The following is a 25983-nucleotide window of genomic DNA, read 5'->3' as shown; positions in this document are numbered from 1 at the left end:
ACGCTTACACTAAGTGGAGCATTGCGCTTGTCGCATCGCGTTGCAGCGCCTAATTCGCATCCCATGCATTCGACCAACGATATCCGGCGCGCGTTTCTCGACTATTTCGCGCAGAACGATCACCAGGTGGTGCCATCCGCACCGCTCGTGCCTTACAACGATCCCAGCCTCATGTTCGTCAATGCGGGCATGGTGCCGTTCAAGAACGTCTTCACAGGCGTTGAAACGCCGCCAGCACCGCGCGCGACCAGCAGCCAGAAATGCGTGCGGGCAGGGGGCAAGCACAACGATCTCGACAATGTCGGATACACCGCGCGCCACCTGACCTTCTTCGAAATGCTCGGCAACTTCAGCTTTGGCGACTATTTCAAGGAACAGGCGATCGAACATGCCTGGAACCTGGTCACCAGCGATCTTAGCCTCGCCAAGGATCGCCTGTCGGTCACCGTCTTCCACACCGATGACGAGGCATTCGAGCTCTGGAAGAAGATCGCCGGTCTACCGGAAGATCGCATCATTCGCATTGCGACGAAGGACAATTTCTGGGCCATGGGTGCAGACGGTCCCTGTGGTCCGTGCTCGGAGATATTCTGGGACCATGGCGACAAGATTGCGGGCGGACCTCCCGGCTCTCCCGATGAGGACGGCGATCGCTTCGTCGAAATCTGGAATCTCGTCTTCATGCAGCACATGCAGGAAGCGGATGAGATAACCGGAGATCTTCCGCGCCCCAGCATCGACACTGGAATGGGTCTCGAGCGTATCTCGACCGTCCTTCAGGGTGTGCACAACGTCTTCGAGACCGACACTTTCCGCAACATCATCGATGTGAGCGAAGATCTGGTCAAAGCGAAGGCGGACGAAGACACGATCGCCAGTCACCGCGTGATCGCAGATCATCTGCGTTCGACCAGTTTCCTGATCGCCGATGGTGTGCTGCCGTCCAATGAGGGACGCGGTTATGTGCTTCGCCGGATCATGCGCCGTGCGATGCGTCACGCCCATCTGCTGGGTGCCAATAAGCCGCTGATGCACCGCCTCGTGCCGACGCTGGTCAGTGAAATGGGGCAGGCCTATCCAGACCTTGGCCGCGCGCAGGCTCTGATCACCGAAGTGCTGGAGCGCGAGGAAGCGCGCTTCCGGCAGACGCTGGAGAAAGGTCTTCGCCTTCTCGATGAGGAGACCGGAGACTTGACCGAAGGCGACAGCCTGTCCGGCGAAACGGCCTTCAAGCTCTACGACACTTATGGCTTCCCTTACGATCTGACCGAAGATGCCCTGCGCAATCGCGGCATCTCTGTCGATAAGGACGGCTTCGATGCGGCAATGGAGCAGCAGAAAGCTGCTGCCCGTGCAGCGTGGAAGGGCTCCGGCGCTTCTGCCGACAGCGAAGTGTGGTTCGATATCGCCGAACGCGAAGGAGCTAGCGAGTTCACCGGTTACAGCTCGACCGAAGGCGAGGGACGCGTGGTGGCGCTGGTGGTCGATGGCAAGGAAGTCCAGTCGGCCGATAGCGGAAAGGATGTCACCGTGCTCACCAACCAGACGCCGTTCTACGGCGAAAGCGGCGGGCAGATGGGCGACACCGGCACAATTACCGGCGACCACCGCCTCGCGATTACCGTCGAGAATACATCCAAGCCGCTCGGCCGATTGCATGCCCACCATGGCACGATCACGTCCGGGAAGGTTGCTGTGGGTGATACGGTGCATCTCGCGATCGATGCCAAGCGGCGGGATGAGATCCGCGCCAATCACTCGGCGACGCACTTGGTGCATGCGGCCTTGCGCAATCACCTTGGGGATCACGTTACGCAGAAGGGCTCGCTCGTCGCGCAGGAACGGCTGCGTTTCGACTTTTCGCATCCTAAACCGCTGACGCCGTCGGAACTGGCCGCGATCGAGGCGGAAGTGAATGCCGAAATCCGCGCCAACGATGAAGTCGTCACGCGGTTGATGAGCCCCGATGAAGCCATCGAAGCGGGTGCCATGGCGCTGTTCGGTGAGAAGTACGGCGAGGAGGTTCGCGTCCTTTCCATCGGCTCGCCCAAGGATGGCGACAAGACCTACTCGGTTGAGCTTTGTGGCGGCACCCATGTGCGCGCGACCGGCGACATCGGCCTGTTTCGTATCGTCAGCGAAAGCGCAGTATCCTCCGGCGTTCGCCGTATCGAAGCGCTGACCGGTGAAGCCGCTCGCGAATGGGTGGTTGGCCGTGAAGATTCGCTCAAGTCAGTGGCTGCCACTCTCAAGACTTCGCCCGACGAAGTCGAAGAGCGCGTTGCCGCGCTCGTCGATGAGCGCAAGCGTCTGGAGCGTGAATTGGCCGAGGCGAAGAAGCAGCTCGCTCTGGGCGGCGGCGGCTCAGGTGCGGCTTCGGCTGACGAGGATGTCGGCGGTATCGCGTTTAGCGGACAGGTTTTGCAGGGTATGGACCCGAAGGAGCTGCGCGGGCTGCTCGATGAAGCAAAGGGCCGCATGGGCAGCGGCGTTGCTGCCATTATCGCGGTGAACGACGGCAAGGCTGCAGTGGCTGTCGGGGTGACCGACGATCTGACCGGTCAGGTTAGCGCTGTCGATCTTGTACGCGCTGGCGTCGAGGCTGTCGGTGGCAAGGGGGGCGGTGGCCGGCCCGATATGGCGCAGGGCGGCGGTCCGGATGGGGACAAGGCAGATGATGCCGTGGCCGCCATCCGGGATGTGCTCGCCAAAGCTAACGCCTAACCCTGATCGCTGCTGCGATTGGAAGCGTTCCGACGGCGGTCGGGCTCGCTTCCGCGCGGCACGTCTTTCATGTTCTGCGTGTTGCGACCGTGATCGTCACCGCCGGCGACGTTCTTCGGCTTGAACTTCTCATCATTGGGGATGGGCTTCGTCGGATCTTTCTGTTCGGACATGTGTGTTGTCTCCTTCACATACCCAACGCGCGAAGAGGCTCGACTATCCCGGAAAGTCAGCTTTCGCTCGTGCTGGTGCGCAATTTCGGCTTGTGTTCGAGCGCGCCATCCTCCTGAATCCGCTCGCGAAACTCGTCACGCTTTTCGTGGATGCTGGCGATCACCGGCCCCATCGGGACGCCAATGTCGACGAGCGCGGCCTCTGAAAGCTGGAGTGAGCTTTCGAGCGTTTCGGGAACCGCCGTGCTCGCCCCGCTGCGGTAGAGCTCTGCCGCATGGAAGCTGTCGCGCGCGCGGGCGATGATAGGCAATTCGGGGAAGGCTGTACGCAGTTTTCTGACCATGCGCTGGGCGAGGATGTGCTCGTCCATCGTCAGGATGACGGCAGGTGCCTCGGCGATATTGAGCTTGTCCAGCGCGTCTTCACGCAGCGCGTTGCCATAAACGGCATAGTACCCATCGTGCCGCGCGCTTTCGATTAGGTCCGGATCGGAATCGATTGCGACATAGGCAACGTCATGCCGCTTGAGCATTTGCGCGACCAGCCGCCCGACCCGGCCAAGGCCGACGATGACCACACGCGGCGCATCACGGCCTTCCTCATCAAGCTCATCGAGCGTGGGCGCAGGTTCCACCTGGCGTGCCAGGCGCTTGCCGAGCATGGCGAGGAGTGGCGTGACGGTCAGGCCGATAGCCGTCACGATCTGCCAGAACTGCGCGGTCTCGCGCGAGATCAGCAACGCGCTTGAAGCAGCCGCCATCACGATGAGCGTGGTTTCCGAAGGGCTCGCCATCAGGATGCCGGTTTCGGTCGCCGTAGCCTTGCGCGCGCCCATCAGGCGCAGCAATGCGCCGGTGACGATGGCCTTCAGTGTCAGCACGCCGACTACGGCAAAGGCGATCTTCCAAAGGTTGTCCCAGATCACCATGATGTCGATGCCCATGCCCACGGTGATGAGGAAGACGCCGAGTGCAAGGCCCTTGAACGGTTCTATGATGCCTTCGACTTCGGTGTGGTATTCGGTCTCCGCAATCAGCAATCCGGCAATCAGCGCACCCACGATGGGCGACAGGCCGACAAGCGCGGTTGCAAGGCTCGCACCGATCACTACCAGCATGCTGGCGGCCAGGAACAGCTCCGGGCTCTTGGTGCGTGCAGCCTGGGCGAAGAGATGCGGCAACAGGAAGCGCCCTGCGATCATCATGACCGCGATCACCAATCCGCCTTTCCAAAGCGTATCTACCAGACCGCTCCAACCGTCTCCGGTCGCGTTGGGAGCAAGCGCGCCAAGCAGGAAGATGATCGGCACGATCATGATATCTTCGAACAGCAGCATCGACAGCGATGCGCGGCCCACCGGGGTGTTCGTGCCCGAAATCGGAAGGACCAGCGCGGTGGATGAGAAGGCGAGGGCAAGGCCGAGCGCGAGCGAGCCATACCAGTCGAGACCGGTGAAGGAGAGCGCGACAGCCAGCAGCGCGCCAATGACGAGGATCTCCAGTGCGCCGAGGCCGAACACCAGCTTCCGCAATTGCCACAGGCGGTTGAAGCTCAATTCCAGCCCGATGGTGAACAGCAGCAGGATGATGCCGAATTCCGCAAACGGGTCGAGCGCTTCGGGCTCCGAAATGGTGATGTGGCGCAGGAAGTCGAACTCGCTCACCAGCTTACCGAGGCCGAAGGGGCCAACCAGCAGACCGACGAGGATGAACCCGATGATCGGTGTCACGCGAAAACGCGCGAACAGCGGGATGACAATCCCGGCCGCGCCAAGGATGACGAGGGCATCCTTCATGAGGGGTGTGATTTCGGCGTGATGCATGCGCGGCTTATGACAGAGTGGCAGCGCTTTTCGCAACTGCGGAATGGTGAGGACCTGAGCTTTTGACGGAGGGGGTGTGACAGGTGTGACAGTGTTCAAGAGCGAATTCTCTGGGGAGTGAAATCAGGCGTGTCATCGCGCCCGCACAGCACCATTTCGCACCTGTAGGAAAGTCGGTTTTCGCGCAGCGTCGTAACGAAACTTCGCGATGACGATCTCCGGCAAAGCAAAATTTCGCGAGCCGTGCGCAATCGTAATTCCCGTGCGTAATTCTACAGCCCCCGTGACAGACGCGCGCCGATTGGTATGCATGCGCCCATGAACATCGCAACAATCGTCGCACTCGCCCTCTATTTCATCCTGATGATCGGCATCGGTCTGTACGCGTGGAAGCGCTCGACCGAGGATAGTGAGGGCTATCTGCTCGGCGGGCGCAATCTTCCGCCTGCCGTTGCCGCCCTGTCTGCCGGTGCATCGGATATGTCAGGCTGGTTGCTGCTGGGCCTTCCCGGCGCGCTATATCTCAGCGGTCTGGTCGAAGCGTGGATCGGCATCGGTCTATTCGTGGGTGCAGTAGTGAACTGGGTCGTGGTCGCGCCGCGCCTGCGTGAGCAGACCGTGCGATACGGCAATGCGCTGACGATTCCGCAATTCCTCGCCAATCGCTTCCCCGATCAGGCGACCGCGCTGCGCGTCGTGTCGGCGATCATCATCGTGGTGTTCTTTGCCGTCTATTCCGCTGCCGGCCTTGTGGGCGGCGGCCTGCTGTTCGAAAGCACTTTCTTCCAAGGCGAGGTGCTGGGAATGAGCCCCTATATGGCAGGCGTCCTGCTCACCGCGCTGGTGGTTCTCGCCTATACGATGGTCGGCGGGTTTCTGGCCGTCAGCCTCACCGATTTCGTGCAGGGTTGCATCATGGTGGTGGCGCTCGTCGTCATGCCGCTGGTGGTTTTGTTCGGCGATGGTGCGGCGGAAAGCGCCGCGGTACTGCGCGAGATCGATCCCGGGTTCCTAAGCCTCGCCAGCGACATGAGCGTGATCGCTTTCCTCAGCCTGATCGCGTGGGGGCTCGGCTACTTTGGGCAGCCACACATTATCGTGCGCTTCATGGCCATTCGCGAGGGCGGCGTGAAAACCGCGCGCAATATCGGCCTTGGCTGGATGCTGGTCGCGCTGGTCGGCGCGGTGGGCGTCGGCGTGCTCGGCCGCGCGCATGTCGAGCTGAACGGGCTGGAGTTGGAGAATTCGGAAACGATCTTCATCCTGCTCGCCAACACACTGTTCCATCCGTTTGTGACCGGCTTCCTGCTGGCGGCATTGCTGGCGGCCATCATGTCGACGATTTCGAGCCAGCTGCTGGTCTCCTCCAGCTCGCTGACCGAAGATTTCTACCGCCTGTTCCTGAAAAAGGATGCGAGCGAGCGCGAGGCCGTGACCGTGGGGCGCATCAGCACCGCGCTGGTCGCCGTGGCCGCAATCGTGATCGCGAGCAATCCGGATAGCGGCGTGCTGGCGCTGGTGGCCAATGCCTGGGCAGGTTTCGGCGCGGCCTTCGGCCCGCTGATCATCCTCTCGCTGACATGGAAACGCATGACCGGCGCTGGCGCTGTTGCGGGTCTGGTAATGGGCGCAGGCGTCGTGATGGCGTGGATTTGGCTTGAATGGAACAGCAGCTTCCTCGGCGGTGAGGGCGTCTACGAGATCATTCCCGGCTTTATCGCAGCATGGCTGGCGATCTGGCTGGTAAGCCTCGCGACGGCCAAGGACGGCGAAGAGAGCCCCGGTGTTCGGGCCGCCTGACGCCCAAATTCGGTTTGCAGCGCTGCTCATTCGGGCGGCACCAGAATGAATCCTCGCTATTTCGGCGCGCCACCCCTATATGGCTCTCGCTGACGTCGGAATTTGCGACGGACTTCGAAATTTGCCGACCGCCGCTTGCCAATCTGGCCCCGGCGCAAACCAGACGACGTTTTCCTTTCTTCGAACGATTTGACGCGACGACCTGTCCTGCAATTTCGCGGGCGGGCAACCTTACGTTCTTGAAAGGAACGCATCATGGCCAAGACTGGCACCGTAAAATTCTTCAACGCAGACAAGGGCTATGGCTTCATCCAGCCCGACGATGGCTCTGCTGACAGCTTCGTGCACATTACTGCCGTACAGGCAGCGGGCATGGATACGCTCGATAAGGAACAGCGCCTGAACTACGACGTAGAGCAGGGCCGCAACGGCAAGGAAAGCGCTGTAAACCTTTCGGCTGCCGATTGATTTTCATGCGGGCGCGGCTGCTTCGGCTTCCGCGCCCGTTTCCTTTCACCGGCTGGAGACGATGATGGCCGACACTTATGAAGCATGCTGCGAGCGTGCCGACAAGGCTGCCGCTGCTGCTGCTGCCGCCACGCTGGACAATGTTCGCGACCGCGAATTGCGCGCCGAGAAAACCTGGCGCGGACTTGCCGAAAAGGCGCGTTCCGTTGCCGAGCAACGCGAGAAGGTTGAGCGCGAAAAGCGTGAACAGCGCGAAGCTGAAGCCGAAGCTGCAGCCGAAGCTGCCGCGCAAGAGCAGGGCCTGGAGGCCTAACCTCCACCCGGCCCGTGCTGGTGCATCGGTGGCGGGCCGCTTGGCTCGGCTGCCGTGGCTCCCTCACGGTGCTCCCATTCGATACGATAGAGATCGAACCGCCGGTCTGCGAGATTGCGGACGGTACCTTCGGCGCGTGCCCAGGCGAGGTCTGCGAGATTTACATCGCTGATCGTCAGCGTCTCCACATTCTCGGTTGCTTCGGCAGCAATACCATCGCGCGCGAAAGGGAAATCGCAGGGCGTCAGGATGCAGCTTTGCGCATACTGGATGTCCATGTTCGCGACATTGGGCAAGTTCCCCACATTGCCGCTCATCACCATATAGACCTGGTTCTCGATCGCCCGTGCGGCTGAGCAGTAGCGCACGCGCATATAGCCCTGGCGGCTATCGGTGCAGAAGGGCACGAAGATGATCCGCGCGCCTTCGTCCGCCAGACGGCGGGCGAGTTCGGGAAATTCGGAATCGTAACAGATGAGCACGCCGATCGGGCCGCAATCGGTCTGGATCACGTCCACCGCATCGCCGCCGCGGATATTCCACCAATAGGCCTCGTTTGGCGTCGGGTGGATCTTCTCCTGCTCGTGGATCGAGCCATCGCGCAGGCAGACCATAGCGACATTATGGATATCGCCATCCTCCATCCGTGTGGGGTGCGACCCGCCGATGATGTTGATGTTGTATTTGAGCGCCATTTCGCTGAGCGCTTCGCGGATGCGCGGCGTGTATTCGGAGAGGCGCTCGATGCTTTCGAGTGGTGAGAGCTCTTCGTCCTCCGCGCTGAGCAGCATCAGCGTGAAGAGTTCGGGAAACAGGATGAAGTCTGACTCGTAATCGCTTGCAACATCGACGAAATATTTCACCTGCCGCATGAATTCGTCGAAGTCTTTGACCGCGCGCGCCTGCAATTGGCAGGTGGCCACGCGGACATTCTCGACCCCGCGAGGGACCCGCGCTTGCGGGCTTGCTTCCTGGTCCACCCACGGATTGCGCCATACCATGTGCACTGCATTGCCGCGGCTCTTCACATCTTCCGGCAGATACTTCTTGAGGATGCCCAGCGGCTCAAACCCATTGGCGAGCTGGAAGCGCAGCACGGGATCGTGAATCTTCCCGGCGATCACCTGATCGAGATATTCCTGCGGATCCTTCACCCGGCGCTGGGACCGTTTGAAATTGGGCATACGCCCGCCGAAAGCGATGCCTTTCAGTTCCAGCTGCTCGGCGAGGAAACGGCGTTCCTCATACAGGCGCCGCCCGATGCGGGTGCCGCGGACTTTCGGGTCCACGACCATTTCATAGCCGTAGAGCCAGTCGCCCTTGGCATCATGGCGGCTGCCATAGCCATTGCCGGTAATCTCGTCCCACGTGTGCGGGCGCAGCGCCTTGTCGCCGCCGATCCGCATGGTGGCGCAATAGCCGACGAGTTTGTCATCGAGGATCGCAACGAAGCAGCCCTCGGGATAATTGTTCAGCTGGCCGCGGATTTCACCCTGCGTGTAGGGGACGAAATCCTCATAAACGCGCTTCGCCAGAGCAGCGATGCGGCGGATATCGCCGGTTTCGGCCTGGCGGACTTCGAGACGTGCTTTGGTCATAAAATGCAAAAACCCCCGTTACGCCGGATTAATGGCGCAACGGGGGTTTCGTTTCCAGTTATACGGAATTGTTTCGCTTAGCCGAGGCCCTGCTCTTTCATCTTGGCTTCGAGGCCTTCGACGATGGCTTCGAAGAACTGCTCGGTCGTCATCCAGTTTTGGCTCGGGCCGATGAGGAGCGCGAGGTCCTTCGTCATCTTGCCGTTTTCGACGCATTCGATGCACACCCGCTCGAGCGTCTCGGCGAAAGCCACGACGTCAGGCGTGTTATCGAAACGGCCGCGATACATAAGGCCGCGCGTCCATGCGAAGATGCTGGCGATCGGGTTGGTCGAGGTCGCTTTGCCTTCCTGGTGCTGGCGATAGTGACGGGTGACGGTGCCGTGCGCAGCTTCCGCTTCCACGGTCTTGCCATCCGGCGTCATCAGCACGGAGGTCATCAGGCCGAGCGAGCCGAAGCCCTGCGCGACGATGTCCGACTGCACGTCGCCGTCGTAGTTCTTGCAGGCCCACACGAACTTGCCGTTCCACTTCAGCGCGGCGGCGACCATGTCGTCGATCAGGCGGTGTTCGTAGTGAATGCCGGCTTCTTCGAACTTGTCGGCGAATTCGGCGTCGAAAATCTCCTGGAACAAGTCCTTGAAGCGGCCATCATATTTTTTGAGGATTGTGTTCTTGGTCGAGAGATACACCGGCCAGCCACGGTCGAGGCCGTAGTTGAAGCTGGCGCGCGCGAAGTCGCGAATGCTCTCGTCGAGGTTGTACATCGCCATGGCGACGCCGGACTTTTCGAATTCGAACACGTCGAGGTCGATCTTTTCGCCGTCTTCGCCTTCGAAGACGAGGCGCAGTTTGCCCGCACCCGGGATCAGCGTGTCGGTGGCGCGGTACTGGTCACCAAAGGCGTGTCGGCCGACCACGATGGGATCGGTCCAGCCCGGGACGAGGCGCGGCACGTTGTCGATCACGATCGGCTCACGGAAAACCACGCCGCCAAGGATGTTGCGGATCGTGCCGTTGGGCGAACGCCACATTTTCTTGAGGTCGAATTCTTCGACGCGTGCTTCGTCCGGCGTGATGGTGGCGCACTTTACGCCAACACCATGCTCCTTGATCGCATTGGCGGCATCGACCGTGATCTGGTCATCGGTCTCGTCACGCTTCTCGATCGACAGGTCGTAATACTTCAGGTCGATGTCGAGATAGGGCAGGATCAGCCGCTCGCGGATCCACTGCCAGATGATTTTCGTCATTTCGTCGCCATCAAGCTCGACGACCGGATTCTTGACCTGAATTTTTGCCATGGGGCTTCCCCGTTTCTCAACCAGTTTGTGTGAAGTTGGCCGCCTGTTAGCAGACCCTATTTACCGCGCAAGGGGAGGGGGCGCCTGAATCCTTGCCCAATCGGCAAATTGCGCGATCAATCTGGGCGCAATGCGGGCAAGAGCGAGGGCTCCGCGCGCGCCAAGACGGGTTTCGGCGAGATGCCAGCCCATGCGGGCGAGACCGACCGGCCTCGCTGCGCGGCGGGCAAAGTCCTGCTGGTAGCGCTCGGCCCCTTTCCCCGCCGCATGAGCATTGGCAGCCGCAACGCCGCTCGCAATGGCAATTGAAATGCCTTCACCTGCGAGAGAAGGGATAACGGCCGCCTGATCGCCCAGCCGATAGAGACCGGGCTGCGTTTCCCGGCATATCCAGCCATAGGGTACTGCGCCGATGGTGTCGGTGTTTGCGTCGTGCCAGTCGTCACCCAGCCGCCCCGCCAGCGCCGGGATCTGCTCGGCAAGCTCGGCAAAGAGCGTTTCGGGCGAACCGCCGTGGCTGGCGAGAGCGGATTTGCGCACCGCGAGGCAGATATTGGCGGAGCCGCCTTCCTGCAAGACGATGCCGACATAGCCGCCGTCGAACAGATGGAGCTCGATCGCATCTTCCAACAAGCCAGTGCGCTGCGCACTGGCAGGCAGGCGCAACCGCAGGCCGAGTGCGGTGTCCTTGTCATCGCGCGGTCGTGATTGGCCGCGCACATCGTGCTTGCCGGTGGCGAGGAAGATCGCGTCGGATCGCCAATCCTGCGACTGCCCATGCGCGACGCCGGGGTCCAACCCGCGGATCGTGTCGAATTCCAACTGCGCACCAGCTTCAATCGCTTTCGCGCGCATTACCGTGTCGAGCGCATGGCGGGACAGGCCGTATGCGGGATGGGGCAAGGGCAACTCGACATGGCGGTCCTCGTGGAACAGCCGGAGCTGGGAGACGCGGTGTGCGCCCGTCTGCTCCAGATCGATCCCCAGATCGCCAAGCTGCTGCGCTGTGCGCCAGCTGAGAAAGCCCCCGCAAAGCGGATCGCCGACATGCTCGTCCCGGTCCAGAAGAAGCGGCGTCTCGCCAGTCCGCGCAAGGCAGATCGCAGCCGCGCAGCCCGCTGGACCAGCACCCAGGATCAGCGGATTTTCGATACGCATAGCCGGAAGGGGAAGAAACGCTCGACGCGGGCATTCTCGACGCCCGCTTCATCGAGTATCGCATCCCATTCTTCGGGTCGGTAGGAACGCGCAATCGATGTTCGACCGTCTGACCGCACGATGCGGTGCCAGCGCGCGAGTGTCGCCAGCACAGGATATCCGGCATAGCTGAGCGCATGGCGATGGAGGTCGTTGACGAACCAGCCCAGCCGCGACTCAGCCTCCATGAAGCGGAGGAAGAGCACCAGCTCATCATGCGTCATGTGATGGGCGACAAGGCTGGAAACGACGCAATCCCATCCGGCGCCGATTAGATCGCCGTAATCGCCGGTGCGATAGGTGATTGGCATATGGGAAGGTGTGGCCTTGCGCGCCGCCGATTCGCTTCGGGCGTTGAGATCGACGCCGACCAGCTCCGCTTTCACACCGCGTTTGTCGGCCCAATCGGCAATGGCGCGGAGCATGTCGCCCTGACCATAGCCGACATCGAGCAATTTCAGCCGCTTGCGATCACCTATGACACGGTCGAGAAACGCGAGCGTCGGGCGATAGGCAAGGGTGATGCGGTTGACCCTGGCAAGGTCTGCCAGCACCTCACGATAGGTTTCCTCAGGCAATGCTGGATCGTCCATCAGCTCTTCGGTTTGCAGCCGTTCTTCAAGCATCGCCGCTCTCCCAGCCGAAACGCACGCCTTCCATGGCGAGGCCGGGGCCGAAGGCGAGCGCGACGCCGCTTTCCGGCTTTTCGGCCATTAGACGTTGGAGGACAAAGAGGACGGTTGCCGAGGACATATTGCCGAAATCGTGCAGCACGCCGCGCGAGGCGGAGAGGGCTTCCTTGGGAAGCTCGAGCGCGCGTTCGACGGCATCGAGGATCGAGCGACCACCGGGATGGATGGCCCATGCCTTGGGCCGCGTCTCGCCGCAAATGGTGGATTGCAGGTCTGCATCATCCAGCGCGTCGGCAAGGCGCCCGGGCACCGCGCCTGACAGGTGCATGGCAAAGCCGGTGTCGCCCACGGTCCATGTGATCAAATCTTCGCTCTCTTCCAGCGCGGCGGAAAGCCCTTCGCCCAGGCCGAGCCCTTCGCCTTCACCGCTGAGCAGCACAGCCGCCGCTCCATCGGCGAATTGGCCCATGGCCAGCATGGCTTCGAGGTCGTCTGTCTCCTGCAAATGCAGCGAACAAAGTTCCAGTGAAACGGCAAGAACCTTCGCCTCGGGCTGGGACCGGATGATATGGGCGGCGGTGCGCAGCATGGTGACACCGGCATAACACCCCATAAAGCCGATGCTGACGCGCTCGACCGTCGGCGCGAGGTTAAGCTTGCGGGCCAATACCTGATCGAGGCCAGGGGCCATGAAGCCGGTGCAACTGGCGACCACCAGATGCGTCACACCGTCCAGCGAGGGGAGCTTGCCGATGGCCTCCAGCGCGAGGCCGGGTGCCTCTTCAGTATACCGGTGCATGCGTTCAGCCGTGCCGGGCGGATCATCCGCCATGTAGAAGCTGCCGCTTTCCAGCGCCGCGTCTGCACCCGTCAGCACGGAATAGCGATGCGCGATGCCGCTGCGCTGCTCCATGCGCGCGAACACCGCCGCGCTGCGATCCGGCAATTGCCGGGCGGCCCATTCGGTATAGCGCGTATGAACGTCACTCGGCGGGACAGCCGTCGCGATGGCGTTAATACGCGGGGTAGGGGGGATGCGGTGGCTGTCCGTCATCGGGTCAGCCACCGCGTTTTATTGTCCAACTGCTTAGCCGCAGATTTTCGCTTTTGCCGCGTCATATTCGGCGATCAATTGCTCACAGATGACCTTGGCTGGCAAGCTCTCCTTGGTCGCGCCGACGCCGTGTCCGGCTGACCAGATGGTCTTCCAGGCTTTGGCTTCTTCATTGAGCGACATTTCGCCCGGCGCATGTTCGATGCTAGCTGCATTGAGGCTCGGCGTCAGGAAGTTCGCGCCAACGCCCGTCACCTTGTCGGTGTAGGTGATGTCCTGCGCGGTGGAGGACATCATCATCTGTTTCTGGCCATCGACCGCCATGCTTTCCTTAGCTGCGATGAAGTGGCTGCCGATGTAGCCGAAATCCGCGCCCATCGCTTCTGCGGCGAGGACGTGTCCGCCATCGGTCATGCAGCCCGACAGGATAATCGCGCCGTCGTAAAACTCGCGAATTTCACTGACGAGGGCGAAGGGGCTGAACGTGCCGGCATGGCCGCCGGCACCTGCTGCCACGGCAATGATGCCATCGACACCGGCCTCGACAGCCTTTTCGGCATGGCGACGCTTGATCACATCGTGGAACACCAGCCCGCCGTAGGAATGTACCGCATTCACCAAATCGGGCACAGCGCCAAGCGAGGTGATGATCAGCGGAACCTTGTATTTCACGCAAAGCTCAAGATCGGCCTGCACGCGCGGGTTCGACTGGTGGACGATCAGGTTGACGCCATAGGGCGCATCGTCCGGGCCGAGCCGGTCCTGTATTTCCTTCAGCCAGTCCTCGAACCCTTCGCTGGTCCGCTGGTTGAGGGCGGGGAAGGTGCCGGAAATACCGGCCTTGCAGGTTTCGACAACAAGATCGGGGCCCGAGCACAGGAACATCGGCGCGGCGATCGCAGGAATGCGACACCGCGCCTTGAAGTCCAGTACGCCTTGGTTGGGGCCGCTCAAAATGCGTCCTCCGGCATGTCCATCATGCTGGCCTTGCCGCTCTTGATCGCCATGAATTTGGCGGTCGCAGGCGGCAGCAGCCGGTCGAAGAAGAACTGCGCGGTCGTCAGCTTGGCCTTGTAGAAGGTCTCGTCACCGGTGCCTTCTTCCAGCTTCTGCTTGGCGATCTTGGCCGCCTTGGCGAAGCAATAACCCATCGCGACGAAGCCAAGCAGGTGGAGGTAATCGTAAGCGGCAGCGCCTGCCTCTTCCGGATCCTTCATTCCCTTTTGCGCAATGTGGCCGGTGGAAAGCTGCAGCGCGCCGAAGCTCTGCTGGAGCGAGCCGACCATCTTGCCGATGTGCTCGTCCTGCGCGTGATCTTCGATGAACTGGCTCACCGGGTGGAAGAACGAACGCAAGTTGCGGCCCATGCGATCGGGCAGCTTGCGGCCGACCAGGTCGAGCGCCTGAATGCCGTTCGCGCCTTCATAGATCTGCGCGATGCGCGCGTCGCGCGCAAACTGCTCGATCCCGGTTTCCTGTATATAGCCGTGGCCACCGTGCAGCTGGATCGCCAGATGCGCAGCTTCATGGCCGAGGTCGGTGAAGAGGGCCTTCACCACCGGCGTCATCAGGGCGACGAAATCCTTCGCGCGGGCGCGGGCTTCCGGCTCGGTCGATGCGTGTTCGGCATCGAGTGCGCGGCTGACCCATGCGGAGACCGAACGGCAGCCCTCATTGTAGGCGCGCATGGTCATCAGCATGCGACGCACATCCGGGTGCACGATGATCGGATCGGCGGGGCCATCGGGGTTCTTTACGCCCGAAAGCGAGCGACCCTGCAGGCGGTCCTTCGCGTAGTAAACGGAGGACTGATAGGCGATTTCGCCCATGCCGAGGCCCTGGATACCCACAGCGACGCGTTCAGTGTTCATCATGGCGAACATGGCTTCTAGACCGCGGTTTTCCGGGCCGACGAGCCAGCCCTTGGCGCCATCAAAGCTCATCTGGCAGGTTGCCGATGCCTTGAGACCCATCTTGTGCTCGATTGCCGTGGCGTTGACCGGGTTGCGATCGCCCAGCGAACCGTCATCCTTCGGCATGAACTTCGGCACGAGGAACATCGAAATACCCTTCACGCCTGCGGGCGCATCGGGAAGACGCGCGAGCACGAGGTGAATGATGTTTTCGGCGAGGTCGTGGTCACCGGCGGAGATGAAAATCTTGTTGCCGGTGATCAGATAGCTGCCGTCTTCCTGCGGCTCTGCCTTGGTGCGCAGCATGCCGAGATCGGTGCCGCAATGCGGTTCGGTGAGGCACATCGTGCCCGACCATTCGCCATTGGCCATCTTCGGCAGGTAGAAATTCTTCTGATCTTCCGAGCCATAGGCTTCGAGCGAAACCATCGCACCGCCCGTCAGGCCCGGATAAAGGCCGAAAGACAGGTTTGTGGAACAGCTCATTTCCTCGACGCATTTGGCGAGGCTGTGGGGTGCACCCTGGCCGCCCCATTTCTGGTCGACCACGAGGCCGGCCCAGCCGCCTTCGCAGAACTGCTTGTAAGCTTCGGGGAAACCGTCGGGCGTACGCACGACACCGTTTTCAATGCGGCAACCCTGCTGGTCACCCGGCCAGTTCAATGGCAGCAGTACGTCGCGGCAAAGCTTGTTCGCTTCCTCCAGAATGGCGGCGCGCATATCCTCGTCGAAATCCTCGAAACCTTCGAGATTTCCGAAACCGTCATCTTCATGCAGCTCTTCAAGGTTGAAGCGCATGTCGCGAATGGGGGCTTCATAGACTTGCATTGGACAAATCCTTTCTGGGTTAGTTGCGAAGCGGCTTGTTCGTCTCGAGCATATGCTCGATCCGGGCCTGGGTCTTGGGATTGCGGGCCAGCGCCATGAAGGCTTCCTGTTCCAGCTTCAGCATCTGGGCCTCTGTAACAGTTTCTACCGGGTCCGTGTCCCCGCCCGTAAGGACGTATGCGAGATGCTCTGCCACGGTCGCATCGTGCGGCGTGGCCATTCCGCGATTGCGGAAACTGTCCACGGCCAGCATGAGTGCAGCCTTGCCGGCCGGGCCGGGCAGGCGGAATTCCGGCTTTTCCGGGGCTTCGTAGCCATCGACCATCGACAGCGCGCGCTGCTTGGCATCGTACAGCAGGCGATCGCGATTCATGGTCACTTCGTCTGTGTGACGCAGGAAGCCGTAATCCTTTGCCTCGGCAGCCGATTTCGCGACGGTTGCGACCGACACGATTTCGAAGACCTTGGAAACAGCGGGCATCGGACCCTTCGGGTGACGCGGATTGCTGCGCCAGCGGTCGATCATCTCGCTGCAGCCGCCCCAACCGGGGATCAGGCCCACGCCGGGTTCGACCAGACCGATGTAGGTTTCGGCATGCGCCTGCACTGCATCGGAATTGAGGCAGATCTCGCAGCCGCCACCCAGCGCCATGCCAGCCGGAGCCGAAACGACGGGGAAGGGCGCGTATTTGAGCGCTTTGTAAGCTCCCTGGCCGGACTTGATGGTCTTGTCGACTTCGCTCCATGCCGCAATGTTCAGCGCGAAAATGGCGAGGCCAAGGTTCGCACCTGCGGAGAAGTTGGAGCTTTCGTTGTAAACGACGAGCGCCTTGTAGTCCGACTTCACCAGCGGGATCGCCTGCTGGATCAGCTTCATCACCTGATCGTCCAGCGCGTTCATCTTGCCGGTGAATTCCAGCGCGACGACGCCGTCACCCACATCCCACAGCGCGGCAGAGCCGTTCTTGAGGAGCGGTTCGGACGAAAGCTTGATGTCTTCGAGCAGCAGCACGCCATCGGGGCGCACCACATCGTGATATTCGCCATCGGTGCCGAAATACTGTCGCTTGCCGTTTTCGATGCGATAGAATGTGCCATCGCCAACCTGTTCGAGGATCGGTGGGACAGGGTAATCGCTTTCCTTAAGACGCTCGACAAGGTGCGCGGCACCGATCTTGTCGATCATCTCGAACGGGCCCTGCTTCCAATTGTAGCCCAGCTTCATCGCGTCATCCACGCCGACCACAGTCGCGGTCGCTTCGGGGACGATGCTGGCAGCATAGGACAGCGTCGGGCCGAGAATGGCCCAGGCATAATCGCCGACCTTGCCCTTCATCGAGATGAGCGCCTTCAGGTCACCCTTGGCAGCCGGTCCCTTGACCAGACCGGGGCGTGCAGCCGGGCGATACTCGCCAGACTTCAGGTCCTTCGCCATTTTGGTGCGCGAGCCGTCATCGCCCTTCACCATGGTGTAGAAGCCACCCTTGCCCTTGCGGCCGGTGTAGCCTTCTTCGATCATCGTCTCGATCAGCTCTTCGCTGCGAGCGATCTTCTGATACCAGTCTTCGGCAGGAAGCGTGCTGGTGAGCGACTTCATCAGATGCGGCATCAGGTCGATACCGATGAGGTCGATCAGGCCGAAGAGGCCGGTCTTGGGCACGCCCATCGGGCGGCCACCGATTTCGTCGGCCTCTTCAACGGTGATACCCAGATCGAAGGCGGAATTGACCGCCTGCTGAATCCAGAACGTGCCGACGCGGTTGGCGATAAAGCCGGGCGAATCCTCGGCATCGACCACGGTCTTGCCGAGCTTGCGGTCGACGAATTCCTTGACCATTTCGACCGTGCCAGCATCGCTGTGCGGCCCTGCGACGATTTCAATCAGGCGCATGTAGCGCGGCGGATTGAAGAAGTGGGTGATCAGGAAGTCGTTCTTGAACGCATCGCTGCGGCCATCGGTCAGCTGGGCGAGGGGGATGGTCGAAGTGTTCGACGAAACCGCCGTGCCAGCCGTGCGAACCTCTTCCAGCTTGGAATAGAGATCCTGCTTGATGTCGAGCCGTTCGATGATCGCCTCGACGATCCAGTCGCACTCGGCGACCTTGTCGAGGTGATCTTCGATATTGCCCGTTTCGACCAGCTTGGCCGCGCGCTTGTTCATGAAGGGCGCGGGGTTGGTCTTGAGCATCTTCGCCACGGCGCCTTCGGCCACAGCGTTTCGATTGTCACCATCCTTGGGGACGATATCGAGCAGCAGCACCGGGATACCGGCATTGGCGACCTGCGCCGCAATGCCTGCACCCATCGTGCCGGCGCCGATCACGCAGACTTTCTTGATGGATTTGTCAGACATTATACGGCCTCCAGGATCGTAGCGATGCCCTGGCCGCCGCCGATGCACTGCGTGCTGAGCGAATATTTGCCGCCCTCGCGCTGCAACAGGCTGGCTGCCTTGCCCACGATACGTGCACCGGTGGCACCCAGCGGGTGACCGATAGCGATCGCGCCGCCATCAAGGTTCACCTTGTCGATGTCTGCACCCAGATCGCGGATCGTGGCGATAGACTGGCTGGAGAACGCTTCGTTCAGTTCGATCACGTCCATGTCATCGATAGAGAGGCCAGCGCGCTCAAGCGCCTTCTGGCTCGCGCCGACAGGGCCGATGCCCATGATTTCAGGCGCGCAGCCGGAAATGGCCATGCTCTTGATCTTGGCCATGATGGTGAGGCCGTTCGCCTTGGCGTACTCTTCGCTGCAGACCAGCACGGCGCTTGCGCCATCGGTCAGCGGGCTGGATGTGCCGGCGGTGACAGTGCCATTCTCGTCGAACGCCAGCTTCAGGCCGGCAAGGTCTTCTTCGGTGGTGGAGGGGCGCGGCGTGCCGTCCTTGTCGACTACAGTGCCGTCGGGCAGCGTGAAGGGGATGATTTCATCGTCGAACGCGTTGTTCTCAAGCGCCTTGCCCGCTTTCTGCTGGCTCTTAACAGCGAAAGCTTCCTGCTCTTCGCGGCTGATGTCATATTTCTTCGCGACGTTTTCTGCCGTGTCGCCCATGCCGAGGTAAGCGGCGCTCTTCTTGGCGAGTTCCGGGTTCGGCATCGGGTTGAAGCCGGTCATCGGAACGCGGCTCATGCCTTCGACGCCTGCAGCGATGAAGACTTCGCCCGCGCCCATGGCGATCTGGCCAGCGGCGTAATGGATCGAGCTCATCGAGGAGCCGCAGAAGCGGTTCACGGTCATGCCGCCAACGCTCAGCGGCAGGTCAGCCAACAGGCCGACGAGGCGAGCGATGTTGAAGCCCTGTTCGCCTTCGGGGAAGGCGCAGCCCATGACGATGTCTTCGATATCTTCCGCTTTCACGCCGGTCTTTTCGATCAGTCCGCGAATCGTGTTCGCTGCCAGATCATCGGGGCGCACCTTGGCCAGGGCACCTTTGTACGCGAGGTGGAAGGGGGAGCGGGCGTAACCCGCAATAACGACATCACTCATGTTCCATCTGCCTTTCTTGTCCGATTCGAATGGTCGATTGACCTTTCGCGCCGATTGATTACGATAAAGTCTGTTGCTTGACGTATACGTTAAGCGTGTGGGAATCAAGATGCTCTCGAAGGCCGGTTAGACTTTTTGTTCGGCGATTTGAGGGCACATGATGGAGAAAGGATATTTCATGGTCGAGGTTCCCGAAGGGTTCCGCCTGATGGAAACAAGTCGCATTCTGGATGCGGAGGGCAATATTCGCCCGCGCTTGCTGACCCAGGCACTCGATCATGCCGTCTCCACCTATCCGAATCGCGTCTGCGTGGATTTCATGGGTCGCGAATGGACCTATGGCGAAGTGGGCGATCTGGTGGACCGCGTGGCCGCTGGCCTGCAGGCTGAGGGGTTGGGCAAGGGGGACCGCTTCGGCCTGTGCCTGCCCAACACGCCGTATTCCGTGATCGTATATTACGCCGTGCTGCGCACCGGCGCGACGGTGGTGAACATCAACCCGCTGTATTCGGAAAGCGAAGTCGAATTCCTGATCACCAATGCCGGGGTCAAGATGGTCGCGGTGCCCGATCTGGAGCTGCTGCATTCCAAAGTTGCCGCTGCCTGGGGCAAGACCGGTGAAGATGGCTATCCGCCGATCGAGAAGATCGTGCTGTGCCCGATGGCCGACGTCTTGCCGTTCTGGAAAGGGCTGGGTCTGCGTACCCTCAAGCGCTCGGCGCTCGCGAGGAAGCAGGCCGGTGTCGCCTATGTCGATTATCGCGATCTGGCGGCGCATGATGCCAATCCGACGCCTGTCGAGATCGATCCGGATGACGTTGCGGTGCTGCAATATACCGGCGGCACGACCGGGCGGCCCAAGGGCGCGATGCTCACTCATGCCAATCTGACGGCCAATTCGGCGCAGATGATGCTGCATGTCGGTGTCGAGCGGGACCAGCAGGAACGCACGCTCGGCGTGCTGCCGCTGTTCCACGTCTTCGCTCTCACCTGCGTTCTCAATTTCGGCGTCGATACCGCCAGCGAGCTCGTGCTGCTGCCGCGCTTCGAAATGGAAGAGGTGCTCAAAAGCGTGAAGCGCAAGCCGCCGACGCAGATGTTCGGCGTGCCGACCATTTACAACGCGCTCGGCTCGCTGCCGGATGACAAGGTGCCGGACCTTTCAGGTGTTCTCACGAGCTGCTCCGGCGGAGCGCCGCTGCCGCTCGAAGTGCGTGAAAAGTTCGAAAGGCGAACCGGTTCGCTGGTGTCCGAGGGCTATGGCCTCACCGAAGCCTCCCCGATCATCACCAGCAATCCGCTGCTGGGGCGCCAGCCGGTGAAGGAGAATTCCGCCGGTCCTGCATTCCCGCACACGATCATCGAATTGCGCGATGAAGAGGGCAATCTCGTCGAGGGTATCGGCCCCGATCATCGCGGCGAAATCTGCGCGCGCGGCCCGCAGGTGATGAAAGGATACTGGAACCGCCCCGGCGCGACCAAGGACACGTTCTTCGGCGATTCGCTGCGAACCGGCGACATCGGCTATCTCGACAAGGACGGCTATCTCTTCATCGTCGACCGCATCAAGGACCTGATCCTGTGCAGCGGATACAACGTCTATCCGCGCATGATCGAGGACGCCGCCTACGAGCATCCGGCGGTCAAAGAGGCCATCGCGATCGGCATTCCCGACGAATATCGCGGCGAAGCGCCCAAGCTGTTTATTGCGTTGCATGAAGGCGAGGAATTGGATGCTGGCCAGCTGCAGGAATTCCTGAAGATGCGCCTCAATCCGATCGAAATGCCCGACGCTTACGAATTCCGCGACGAGCTGCCCAAGACGCTAGTCGGCAAGCTGGAGAAGAAACAGCTGGTCGCTGAAGAAAAGGCAAAGCGGGAGGCCGCCGCCACCGAGGGAGGCGCTAATGCCTGATACCGTCGCAACCATGAATGAAGCGCAGGGCAATGAGCCGCTAAAGAGTATCGCCGAGGCGGCGGAGGCTCTCGGTGTTACTCAGCGTACCTTGCGCTTCTATGAGGACAAGGGCCTGATCTCTCCGCAGCGGGTCGGCACGATGCGCGCCTATTCCAAGCGTGAGATGGGCCGGATGCAGTTGATCATGCGCGGCAAGCGACTGGGCTTTTCGATTCGCGAGATCGGCGAATTTCTCTCGCTCTATGACAACGAAGAAGGCGGCAAGGTGGAACAGATGCGCCATCTGCAGGGCCGCATCAACCAGCGCGTCGAGGAACTGGTCGAACAGCGCGACGCGATCGACCAGACCATTCGCGAGCTGAAACAGATGGACGCCGAGGCGCAGGAGCGCATCGACCGCATCAGCAACTGATTTTCAGAAAAAGAAACGAATGGTGGGCGTACCAAGGTTCGAACTTGGGACCCCTACGATGTCAACATAGTGCTCTACCACTGAGCTATACGCCCGCACCATTCGGGTGCCCCGGCTTGGGGGCAGGCGGGCCATCTAGCGCCGCCTTACTGGTCTTGCAAGTGTCTTGATCCGCGAATTTCGCGATTAGAGCGAGGCAGCCGCCACATCTTCGAACATGCGCTCTACTTCCATCACCAGATCCTTCAGGTGGAACGGCTTGGACAGCATCTTGGCATGCGGTGCTTCGCGATTGGCGCGCAGGGCCACGGCGGCAAAACCGGTGATGAACATCACCTTCGTGCTGGGGCTCAGTTCATTGCAGCGCTGGGCGAGTTCGATCCCGTCCATTTCCGGCATGACGATGTCCGAGAGCAGCAGATCGTAAATCTCTGTCTTGATCATCGGCAGCGCTTCCGCGCCTGACGCAACAGCAACCACGCAATAGCCAGCCTGTTCGAGCGCGCGGGTCAAATAGGTGCGCATGGCCTCGTCGTCTTCGGCTAGCAGGATGCGGATCATGCTTTCGTCCTCGTTATGGATGGTGTTTCGAATCTGGCGCCTCCTTACGCACCAACTCGTAACAAAGTCTTGTGCGCTTTGCTGGGTGCCCAGCTTTGACACAGGGGATAATCGCGGCCAGCACTATCGTTAATGAGCCGAATTGAGACATCACGGCGCGATTCGATGAATCGCAGAGGTGGATATATTCCCGGAAAACAAGGCGTTCCGGCGTTTTCGCTGCGCCAGCCACGGCCCGCTGCAATCCCGATTCTGATCGCCGTTCCGCATGCCGGACGCGACTATCCGGACGCCCTGTGCGAACGGATGCGCGCCCCTGAAGAGACCGCGCTGCGGCTGGAAGACCGGCTGATCGATCTGGTGGGCAAAGCGGTGGCCAAGCAAACCGGGGCTGCGCTGCTGACAGCCAATGCACCGCGCGCGATGATCGATCTCAATCGCTCTCCCGACGATATCGACTGGCAGATGGTGGCGACGGCAGACCGGCCCATCGGCAAGCGGCTGGCAGCCGGTCGCAGAGCGCGCAGCGGACTTGGCCTGGTGCCGCGGCGTCTGCCGGGGATGGGTGAGCTGTGGACCGGAGTGATGCGCGGGCAAGAGGTCGATGAGCGGATCGAGGCGATCCACCAGCCTTACCATCAGGCGCTCGCCAAATCGCTGGAGGCCATCCGCGATCGCTGGGGCGCGGCGCTGCTGATCGATCTGCACTCCATGCCGCCGCTCGGCCCCAAGACCGGTCCGCGAGCGGCGGCAGATTTCGTTATCGGCGATCGCTTCGGTGCCTCGTGCGACAGCGGGGTAGTCGCCGCCGCGTTCGAGAGCTTTGCCCGCAGCCGTGCCCGTGCCGCGCATAATCGGCCCTATGCGGGTGGCTATGTGCTCGATCGCCATGGTGCACCCAATCGCCGCATCAATGCGCTGCAATTGGAAGTCTGCCGCGCGACCTATCTCGATGCGCAATTGCAGGAACCGGGTGATGGTCTGGAAGAGGTCGTCGATATGGTGGCGACGCTAGTCCGTGCGCTTGCCGAACATCTCACCGGGAGCAGCCGGAGCTTCTCCCAGGCAGCCGAATAAGCCTCTGGCCGAAAACCAAAAAACCGCCCCGCGCATGTCGCACGGGGCGGCCAAGGTTCAGGGAGGGGTGCAAGGGGGTTGCACCCATCCGGCCAGGCCATGAGGGGAGCGCCGACCGGACAATTCCTAAATAATATCGCGCTTTCCAGCTTCAAGCCCAAAACGAAAAGGCGCGGTCCGTTTCCGAACCGCGCCTTTTCTTGATTTCAGTGGTTCGCCACTCGCGCGGCGGGTTCGCCTTAGTTCGTGGCGGGCGGTGCCATTTCGCCAGCGATCGGGCCTTTGCCCATTTCGACCTGCTTTGCGAAAACGGTGCGCATCAGCTCCAGCGAGAACAGGTGCGCGAAAATCAGCGGCAGCAGTCCGTTTTCATTCCACTTGCGCAGTTGGTCACCACGCAGTTCGCGCAGCTTGTCCTGATTGACCATGCGGAAACCGCGATAGGTGAAGGGCTGGTCCGGATTGTCGCGACGCTGGATCGAGATTTCGCCGTCCATCAGCAGGTCGGCGTCTTCCAGTTCCTTCATGAACATCTGCGTCTTGTTGCCAGCTTCTTCGAACTTTTCGCAGAACTGCAGCAGAGCGTTGGTGTGTTCGCTAGGCTCCTTGTTCTCGTTGAACAGTGCGTTGCCTTCGTCAAAGTCGCCGACGAGGTCAGCGGTCGGATCGAAGCAGAGCGACAGATTGTCCGTGTCCTGCTGCAGCTTGGCGAGCAGGAAAGGATAGCGGCGGATATAGGCCGGAACGTACGGTGTGCCGTGCGGAACGCCTTCTTCGTTGAAGAACACGTTCACGCCTTCGTTAAGGCCCATCAGAGCCAGCGGAACGGGGCGATCGCCAGAGGAGAACACGATCGGGAAATCGCGCTGGGCCAGCGGGAATTCTTCGACGGTCAGCGGGATCGCGTGCTGGTTGGCAACCCACGGAGCCTTGTCCGTGGTGCGGCCTTTCCAGGTCGCGTGCTCATTGCTGTTGAGGGGAACGAGTTCCTTGTAAAGAACGGGCAAACTTGGCTTCGGCGCGCTGGCCATAATTGTGTCTCCGGTATCGATGGTCAAAAGGTGCCATGAACCGGGATTGCCATCGCCGACATCACACCATGAATCTCAGGGGGCGGGCCTTAATGGGTGCAGGCGCGCCATGCAAGCGCATCCGTATCGGCCATAAACAGATCGTTTGATACAGATTATACGAGCTTGCCCGGATTGAGCAGGCCATCAGGATCGAGAGCCTGCTTCACCTGTCGCAGCATGGTGAGTTGCACCGGATCGCCGAGGCGCGCCAGTTCATCGCGTTTCAGCTGGCCGATCCCGTGTTCGGCGCTGATCGAGCCGCCCCAGCGCGTTACCTCATCATGCACGAACCGGCTGATGACCTTGCCTTCGGTATCTTCCCATTCCCCCGGCGTCGCGCCTTTGGGAGCGAGGACGTGAAAATGGACATTTCCATCGCCGAGGTGGCCGAACCCGATGGCCACGGTACCGGGGAATTCGCTTTCGACCTTGGGAACGGCTTCGGCAACGAAATCTGCCATTTTGGCGACGGGCACGGAAATATCGTGCTGCATGGCCGGCCCGAGCGCGCGCTCGGCTGGGGCGATTTCGTCCCGCAGGGTCCAGAATTCTTCCGCCTGTCGTTCATTCGCGGCGATGGTCGCATCTTCCACCAGGCCGGCTTCGAATGCGCTCTCCAACAGCGTCTGGGCGAGGTCGGGGAGGGTGTCTGCTCCGCCAGCATCCGCCGCCAGCTCGATAAGCGCGTTCCATTCGTGCTCGCCCTGCAAGGGAGCACGCGCACCGGGGGTGTGATTGAGCACCGCGCTCAATGAATGGCGGGGCATCACTTCGAAGCCTTCCAGCGCATCGCCCGCGGTCGATTGGGCGTGCAGCAGCAGCTTGCGCGCATCGCGAATATCGCCAAGTCCCGCCCACAGCACCGAGCGCTCCGCCAGCGCGGGCAACAGCCGCAGTGTCGCTCCCGTCACAATGCCGAGTGTGCCTTCCGACCCGATCAGCAATTGCTTCAGATCGAAGCCGCGATTGTCTTTCTTGAGCGGTGTAAGCGCATCGAAAATGCTGCCATCCGCCAGCACGGCCTCAAGACCCAGAACCTGAGCGCGCATGCTGCCATGGCGAAGCACCTGCGTGCCGCCTGCATTGGTCGAGATAAGCCCGCCGACTGTGGCCGATCCTTTCCCGCCGAGCGTGAGCGGAAAGCGAAGTCCCTCTGCCTCAACGGTCTCATGCAAAGTCTGCAAGATCACACCCGCATCGCATGTAATCTCGCGCGCATCCGGATCGAAGCTGCGCACATCATTCATCCGCCTGAGCGACAGCACAATCGCATCGCCGCTTGCGTCCGGCGTCGCGCCGCCGGACATGCCGCTGTTGCCGCCCTGCGGGACGATGGGGACGCGGTGCTCTGCACATAGCTTCACCAGCGCCGCGACCTCTTGAGTGCTCGCAGGCGAGGCGAGGGCGAGCGCGCGCCCGGTATACCGCCCGCGCCAATCGGTCAGCCACGGCTCCACCAATTCCGGATCGGTGGCGAGCCCGCGTTCACCCAGCAGATCACGCGCGGCGGACAGAAATGCATGCGAGTCGGTCATGGCGGCGTGATGCCAGCAGCACGGGCGGCTTGCAAAGGCCAATGCCGATAGTGCATGTCTGCCAGCCATCGTGAGGGTTAAGCCATCATTC

At 61.3% G+C, this 25983-nt stretch carries 21 protein-coding genes and 1 tRNA gene; 7 read left to right on the top strand and 15 right to left on the bottom strand.

Going from position 1 to position 25983, the window contains the following annotated elements; genetic code table 11:
* Positions 1 to 63: 63 nt before the first annotated feature.
* Positions 64 to 2724, top strand: coding sequence for an alanine--tRNA ligase (gene alaS / locus O2N64_RS13920; protein ID WP_271078175.1), 2661 nt, complete (start codon positions 64 to 66; stop codon positions 2722 to 2724).
* On the opposite strand, the gene O2N64_RS13915 is transcribed toward alaS, so the two are convergent.
* Both O2N64_RS13915 and O2N64_RS13910 read right to left on the bottom strand, forming a co-directional pair.
* On the bottom strand, positions 2721 to 2897 hold the full coding sequence (locus O2N64_RS13915; RefSeq protein ID WP_271078174.1) for a hypothetical protein: 177 nt from the start codon (positions 2895 to 2897) through the stop codon (positions 2721 to 2723). The genes alaS and O2N64_RS13915 overlap by 4 nt on opposite strands.
* Before the next feature lie 56 nt (positions 2898 to 2953).
* A complete protein-coding gene (locus tag O2N64_RS13910) occupies positions 2954 to 4720 on the bottom strand; it encodes a cation:proton antiporter domain-containing protein (protein ID WP_271078173.1) in 1767 nt (588 codons plus the stop codon).
* A gap of 318 nt (positions 4721 to 5038) precedes the next feature.
* Between O2N64_RS13910 and putP the strand changes: the two genes are divergently transcribed.
* From putP to O2N64_RS13895, 3 genes are all read left to right on the top strand, one after another.
* The gene (gene putP, locus O2N64_RS13905; protein ID WP_271078172.1) at positions 5039 to 6520 is read left to right on the top strand and encodes a sodium/proline symporter PutP; all 1482 of its coding nucleotides are present in this window, start codon (positions 5039 to 5041) and stop codon (positions 6518 to 6520) included.
* Positions 6521 to 6775: 255 nt separating this feature from the next.
* Positions 6776 to 6988 carry a cold-shock protein gene (locus O2N64_RS13900; protein WP_197920989.1) on the top strand — a complete coding sequence of 71 codons (213 nt, stop codon included), beginning with the start codon at positions 6776 to 6778 and terminating at the stop codon, positions 6986 to 6988.
* Between the two features lie 64 nt (positions 6989 to 7052).
* Positions 7053 to 7301, top strand: a complete 249-nt coding sequence (locus O2N64_RS13895) for a hypothetical protein (RefSeq protein ID WP_271078171.1) — start codon at positions 7053 to 7055, stop codon at positions 7299 to 7301.
* Here the strand turns inward: O2N64_RS13895 and O2N64_RS13890 are convergent.
* From O2N64_RS13890 to O2N64_RS13850, 9 genes are all read right to left on the bottom strand, one after another.
* Positions 7298 to 8899 (bottom strand): bifunctional GNAT family N-acetyltransferase/carbon-nitrogen hydrolase family protein, encoded by a 1602-nt coding sequence (locus O2N64_RS13890; protein WP_271078170.1) that lies wholly within the window; start codon positions 8897 to 8899, stop codon positions 7298 to 7300. The genes O2N64_RS13895 and O2N64_RS13890 overlap by 4 nt on opposite strands.
* A gap of 77 nt (positions 8900 to 8976) precedes the next feature.
* Positions 8977 to 10203 carry an NADP-dependent isocitrate dehydrogenase gene (locus tag O2N64_RS13885; RefSeq protein ID WP_271078169.1) on the bottom strand — a complete coding sequence of 409 codons (1227 nt, stop codon included), beginning with the start codon at positions 10201 to 10203 and terminating at the stop codon, positions 8977 to 8979.
* A gap of 60 nt (positions 10204 to 10263) precedes the next feature.
* Entirely contained in the window at positions 10264 to 11361 is a 1098-nt protein-coding gene (locus O2N64_RS13880) for an NAD(P)/FAD-dependent oxidoreductase (protein ID WP_271078168.1), read from the bottom strand.
* The gene (locus O2N64_RS13875) at positions 11340 to 12026 is read right to left on the bottom strand and encodes a methyltransferase domain-containing protein (protein WP_271078167.1); all 687 of its coding nucleotides are present in this window, start codon (positions 12024 to 12026) and stop codon (positions 11340 to 11342) included. Before O2N64_RS13875 ends, O2N64_RS13880 begins: the two co-directional genes overlap by 22 nt.
* A complete protein-coding gene (locus tag O2N64_RS13870) occupies positions 12019 to 13098 on the bottom strand; it encodes a type III polyketide synthase (protein WP_333781564.1) in 1080 nt (359 codons plus the stop codon). Before O2N64_RS13870 ends, O2N64_RS13875 begins: the two co-directional genes overlap by 8 nt.
* Positions 13099 to 13119: 21 nt before the next feature.
* The gene (locus O2N64_RS13865; protein WP_333781563.1) at positions 13120 to 14040 is read right to left on the bottom strand and encodes an NAD(P)H-dependent flavin oxidoreductase; all 921 of its coding nucleotides are present in this window, start codon (positions 14038 to 14040) and stop codon (positions 13120 to 13122) included.
* Positions 14037 to 15827, bottom strand: coding sequence for an acyl-CoA dehydrogenase C-terminal domain-containing protein (locus O2N64_RS13860; RefSeq protein WP_271078166.1), 1791 nt, complete (start codon positions 15825 to 15827; stop codon positions 14037 to 14039). Before O2N64_RS13860 ends, O2N64_RS13865 begins: the two co-directional genes overlap by 4 nt.
* A gap of 19 nt (positions 15828 to 15846) precedes the next feature.
* A complete protein-coding gene (locus O2N64_RS13855; protein ID WP_271078165.1) occupies positions 15847 to 18180 on the bottom strand; it encodes a 3-hydroxyacyl-CoA dehydrogenase/enoyl-CoA hydratase family protein in 2334 nt (777 codons plus the stop codon).
* Positions 18180 to 19316, bottom strand: a complete 1137-nt coding sequence (locus O2N64_RS13850; RefSeq protein ID WP_271078164.1) for a thiolase family protein — start codon at positions 19314 to 19316, stop codon at positions 18180 to 18182. The genes O2N64_RS13855 and O2N64_RS13850 overlap by 1 nt, the downstream gene beginning before the upstream one ends.
* Before the next feature lie 157 nt (positions 19317 to 19473).
* Between O2N64_RS13850 and O2N64_RS13845 the strand changes: the two genes are divergently transcribed.
* Both O2N64_RS13845 and O2N64_RS13840 read left to right on the top strand, forming a co-directional pair.
* Positions 19474 to 21231, top strand: coding sequence for a long-chain-fatty-acid--CoA ligase (locus O2N64_RS13845; RefSeq protein WP_271078163.1), 1758 nt, complete (start codon positions 19474 to 19476; stop codon positions 21229 to 21231).
* Positions 21224 to 21646: a MerR family transcriptional regulator gene (locus O2N64_RS13840; protein WP_271078162.1), complete on the top strand. Its 423-nt coding sequence runs from the start codon at positions 21224 to 21226 to the stop codon at positions 21644 to 21646. The genes O2N64_RS13845 and O2N64_RS13840 overlap by 8 nt, the downstream gene beginning before the upstream one ends.
* A gap of 20 nt (positions 21647 to 21666) precedes the next feature.
* Here the strand turns inward: O2N64_RS13840 and O2N64_RS13835 are convergent.
* Together O2N64_RS13835 and cpdR are read right to left on the bottom strand one after the other, a co-directional pair.
* A tRNA-Val gene (locus O2N64_RS13835) sits at positions 21667 to 21741 on the bottom strand.
* A gap of 91 nt (positions 21742 to 21832) precedes the next feature.
* Positions 21833 to 22207: a cell cycle two-component system response regulator CpdR gene (gene cpdR / locus O2N64_RS13830; protein ID WP_271078161.1), complete on the bottom strand. Its 375-nt coding sequence runs from the start codon at positions 22205 to 22207 to the stop codon at positions 21833 to 21835.
* A gap of 165 nt (positions 22208 to 22372) precedes the next feature.
* On the opposite strand from cpdR, the gene O2N64_RS13825 reads away from it, so the two are divergent.
* A complete protein-coding gene (locus tag O2N64_RS13825) occupies positions 22373 to 23284 on the top strand; it encodes an N-formylglutamate amidohydrolase (protein WP_271078160.1) in 912 nt (303 codons plus the stop codon).
* Positions 23285 to 23523: 239 nt separating this feature from the next.
* Here O2N64_RS13825 and O2N64_RS13820 read toward each other — a convergent pair whose 3' ends face one another.
* Complete coding sequence (locus tag O2N64_RS13820; protein ID WP_271078159.1) at positions 23524 to 24315, bottom strand: SapC family protein; 792 nt, start codon at positions 24313 to 24315, stop codon at positions 23524 to 23526.
* A gap of 155 nt (positions 24316 to 24470) precedes the next feature.
* Positions 24471 to 25892, bottom strand: a complete 1422-nt coding sequence (locus O2N64_RS13815) for an FAD-binding oxidoreductase (protein WP_271078158.1) — start codon at positions 25890 to 25892, stop codon at positions 24471 to 24473.
* Positions 25893 to 25983 lie beyond the last annotated feature (91 nt).

It is taken from the genome of Aurantiacibacter sp. MUD61, assembly GCF_027912455.1.
Taxonomy (GTDB): domain Bacteria; phylum Pseudomonadota; class Alphaproteobacteria; order Sphingomonadales; family Sphingomonadaceae; genus Alteraurantiacibacter.
This window is presented reverse-complemented; position numbering and strand designations above follow the sequence as displayed.

Bases quoted from the DNA above. Each gene is read 5' to 3' on its own strand.
- O2N64_RS13840 (WP_271078162.1), top strand. From the start codon at position 21,224: ATGCCTGATACCGTCGCAACCATGAATGAAGCGCAGGGCAATGAGCCG.
- O2N64_RS13910 (WP_271078173.1), bottom strand. From the start codon at position 4,720: ATGCATCACGCCGAAATCACACCCCTCATGAAGGATGCCCTCGTCATC.
- O2N64_RS13915 (WP_271078174.1), bottom strand. From the start codon at position 2,897: ATGTCCGAACAGAAAGATCCGACGAAGCCCATCCCCAATGATGAGAAG.
- O2N64_RS13855 (WP_271078165.1), bottom strand. From the start codon at position 18,180: ATGTCTGACAAATCCATCAAGAAAGTCTGCGTGATCGGCGCCGGCACG.
- O2N64_RS13825 (WP_271078160.1), top strand. From the start codon at position 22,373: ATGAATCGCAGAGGTGGATATATTCCCGGAAAACAAGGCGTTCCGGCG.
- O2N64_RS13850 (WP_271078164.1), bottom strand. From the start codon at position 19,316: ATGAGTGATGTCGTTATTGCGGGTTACGCCCGCTCCCCCTTCCACCTC.
- O2N64_RS13890 (WP_271078170.1), bottom strand. From the start codon at position 8,899: ATGACCAAAGCACGTCTCGAAGTCCGCCAGGCCGAAACCGGCGATATC.
- O2N64_RS13845 (WP_271078163.1), top strand. From the start codon at position 19,474: ATGATGGAGAAAGGATATTTCATGGTCGAGGTTCCCGAAGGGTTCCGC.
- alaS (WP_271078175.1), top strand. From the start codon at position 64: ATGCATTCGACCAACGATATCCGGCGCGCGTTTCTCGACTATTTCGCG.
- putP (WP_271078172.1), top strand. From the start codon at position 5,039: ATGAACATCGCAACAATCGTCGCACTCGCCCTCTATTTCATCCTGATG.
- O2N64_RS13860 (WP_271078166.1), bottom strand. From the start codon at position 15,827: ATGCAAGTCTATGAAGCCCCCATTCGCGACATGCGCTTCAACCTTGAA.
- O2N64_RS13880 (WP_271078168.1), bottom strand. From the start codon at position 11,361: ATGCGTATCGAAAATCCGCTGATCCTGGGTGCTGGTCCAGCGGGCTGC.
- O2N64_RS13815 (WP_271078158.1), bottom strand. From the start codon at position 25,892: ATGACCGACTCGCATGCATTTCTGTCCGCCGCGCGTGATCTGCTGGGT.
- O2N64_RS13900 (WP_197920989.1), top strand. From the start codon at position 6,776: ATGGCCAAGACTGGCACCGTAAAATTCTTCAACGCAGACAAGGGCTAT.
- cpdR (WP_271078161.1), bottom strand. From the start codon at position 22,207: ATGATCCGCATCCTGCTAGCCGAAGACGACGAGGCCATGCGCACCTAT.
- O2N64_RS13820 (WP_271078159.1), bottom strand. From the start codon at position 24,315: ATGGCCAGCGCGCCGAAGCCAAGTTTGCCCGTTCTTTACAAGGAACTC.
- O2N64_RS13895 (WP_271078171.1), top strand. From the start codon at position 7,053: ATGGCCGACACTTATGAAGCATGCTGCGAGCGTGCCGACAAGGCTGCC.
- O2N64_RS13885 (WP_271078169.1), bottom strand. From the start codon at position 10,203: ATGGCAAAAATTCAGGTCAAGAATCCGGTCGTCGAGCTTGATGGCGAC.
- O2N64_RS13875 (WP_271078167.1), bottom strand. From the start codon at position 12,026: ATGCTTGAAGAACGGCTGCAAACCGAAGAGCTGATGGACGATCCAGCA.